Below are 2,252 nucleotides of genomic sequence, written 5' to 3'. Positions count from 1 at the left end.
CTCCGTCGCCATGGTGGCGGGCGAAGCCGTCCGGCAACTCGGATAATGGCAGTCCGTCTCCCGTCATCTTGACCCAGGCGCACATCGCCTTCTCCTTCGTTTGCACATCCAGGGTTTCTTCGCTACAAGCTCAACTTAACTTTAGGTCAAGCGGAAAAATCGGGGCGGAAAATCAGACATGGCGCCTATAACGGAATTGACGGTCGGCCAGGTGGCCATGCGCAGCGGGGTGGCGGTGTCGGCGCTGCATTTCTACGAGGCCCGCGGCCTGATCCGCAGCCATCGCACGTCGGGCAACCAGCGCCGCTACGGCCGCGATGTGCTGCGGCGCGTGGCGATCATCAAGGTTGCACAGGAGGTCGGCATCTCGCTGGCCGAAATCGGTGCCGCACTTGAATCACTGCCCGAAGGCCGCACGCCGACGCGCGACGACTGGAACCTTTTGTCGACCGCCTGGCGCGACGGGCTCGACCACAAGATCGCCCAGTTGAAGAAACTGCGCGACGGGCTGACCGACTGCATCGGCTGCGGCTGCATGTCCATCGACAAATGCCCGTTGCGCAACAAGGGCGACCGGCTGGCGCGCGAGGGGACAGGGGCAAGAAGGCTGGTTGCTCCGCCTCTCTCAAGGACATCCTAGTCAGCCGCTGGCAACCGCCTGATGGTGAACTCGATCAGGTCGCCCGGCCGCTCGAACCAGCTTTCGATCTCGGTCCAGTAGGCCTGCTTGGGAAAGCGCTCGAACCATTCCTTGGCCTTGAGCCGCGCATCGGAGCGCGGCAGCACGAAGGTCTCTCGCAGGAAACCATCGCGCGGCATACGCACGCGCTCGGCACGGCTTTGGTCGAGCCTTCTCTTCAGGCCATCCAGCGGCGGTCTTGCCGGGGTGCGCACGAAACAGCTCCTTGCACCTGGCGCATGACCCGAAATCGGAATCGAGTTTCGGAAAGGATCATGCGCAAAACCAAAGTGACTTGACCCTTGCCCTTAAGAGATTAGGGATCGCGCCGGCAAAAGACGAGTCATTTGTGGGACTCGCCGCCCCAACCGGAGACGGCACTTGGAACGACCAGAAATACCGACAGGCCTGCCCGCCGACATCGAACAGAAGAAGATGAAGGCACGGCTGTGGTTCGAGGCGCTGCGCGAACGCATCTGCGCCACTTTCGAGCAGATCGAGCAGGACCTTGGCGGGCCGCTGGCCTCGTGGTCACCGGGCCGTTTCGAAAAGACGCCGTGGGAACGCGACGAGGGCCGTGGCGGCGGCGGTACCATGTCGATGATGCACGGCCGCGTCTTCGAAAAGGTCGGCGTCCACACTTCGACCGTCCATGGCGAGTTCTCGCCCGAATTCAGGAAGCAGATGCCCGGCGCCGAGGAAGACCCGCGCTTCTGGGCATCCGGCATTTCGCTGATCGCGCACCCGTGGAATCCCAACGTTCCGGCCGTGCACATGAACACGCGCATGGTGGTAACATCGCGCCAATGGTTCGGCGGCGGCGCCGATCTGACACCGGTGCTCGATCGCCGCCGCACCCAGGACGACCCTGATACTCTCGCCTTCCATCGCGCCATGCAATTCGCTTGCGAGAAGAATGCCGCGGTCGCCGATTACCCGAAATTCAAGGCCTGGTGCGACGAGTACTTCTATCTGTCGCACCGCAACGAGCCGCGCGGCACCGGCGGCATCTTTTTCGACTGGCTGCATTCGGGCGAGGACAAAGGCGGCTGGAATGCCGATTTCAACTTCGTCCAGGATGTCGGCCGCTCCTTTCTCGTCGTCTACGGTCACCTCGTGCGCGCCAACTTCAACGAGAACTGGACCGATGGCGACCGTGACGAACAGCTCATCCGCCGCGGCCGCTATGTCGAATTCAATCTGCTTCACGATCGCGGCACCATCTTCGGACTGAAGACCGGCGGCAATGTCGCGTCCATTCTCTCCAGCCTGCCGCCCGAGGTTCGCTGGCCGTAACAAAATGGTGAGCGCGGCGTGAGTCGCATTGATGTCCCATTCGCTCGAAATGGGCATGGAATGTGGCACACGGTGCGGCGCAAAATTTCTTTTTCGTCTAATAGGCCGTTGAAAAGACTGGCCTATTTGTGGGGCCGGGTCGGGAAGCGCCGGCGGTTCGCCTGCGCGCAATTCCAGGAAAGTGCGAAACGGCTTTCCGACCGGAATTGCGTCAGACAAAGCGAGCCGCGACCCGACGCGACCGGACGGCCCAGACGACGCGGGGCACCTCATTGAG

At 62.3% G+C, this 2,252-nt stretch carries 3 protein-coding genes; 2 read left to right on the top strand and 1 reads right to left on the bottom strand.

All coding sequences use genetic code 11. The features are described from left to right. Nucleotides 1-178: 178 nt before the first annotated feature. Nucleotides 179-640, top strand: coding sequence for a redox-sensitive transcriptional activator SoxR (gene soxR / locus EN906_RS31495; protein WP_127269424.1), 462 nt, complete (start codon nucleotides 179-181; stop codon nucleotides 638-640). Here soxR and EN906_RS31490 read toward each other — a convergent pair. Continuing rightward, the gene (locus EN906_RS31490; RefSeq protein WP_127269425.1) at nucleotides 637-894 is read right to left on the bottom strand and encodes a hypothetical protein; all 258 of its coding nucleotides are present in this window, start codon (nucleotides 892-894) and stop codon (nucleotides 637-639) included. The two genes, soxR and EN906_RS31490, sit on opposite strands and share 4 nt — an antisense overlap. A 166-nt stretch (nucleotides 895-1,060) precedes the next feature. Between EN906_RS31490 and hemF the strand changes: the two genes are divergently transcribed. After that, nucleotides 1,061-1,975: an oxygen-dependent coproporphyrinogen oxidase gene (gene hemF / locus EN906_RS31485; RefSeq protein WP_127269426.1), complete on the top strand. Its 915-nt coding sequence runs from the start codon at nucleotides 1,061-1,063 to the stop codon at nucleotides 1,973-1,975. The last annotated feature ends 277 nt before the right edge of the window (nucleotides 1,976-2,252 follow it).

It is taken from the genome of Mesorhizobium sp. M7A.F.Ca.CA.004.06.1.1, from assembly GCF_003999135.1.
GTDB lineage: Bacteria > Pseudomonadota > Alphaproteobacteria > Rhizobiales > Rhizobiaceae > Mesorhizobium.
This window is presented reverse-complemented; position numbering and strand designations above follow the sequence as displayed.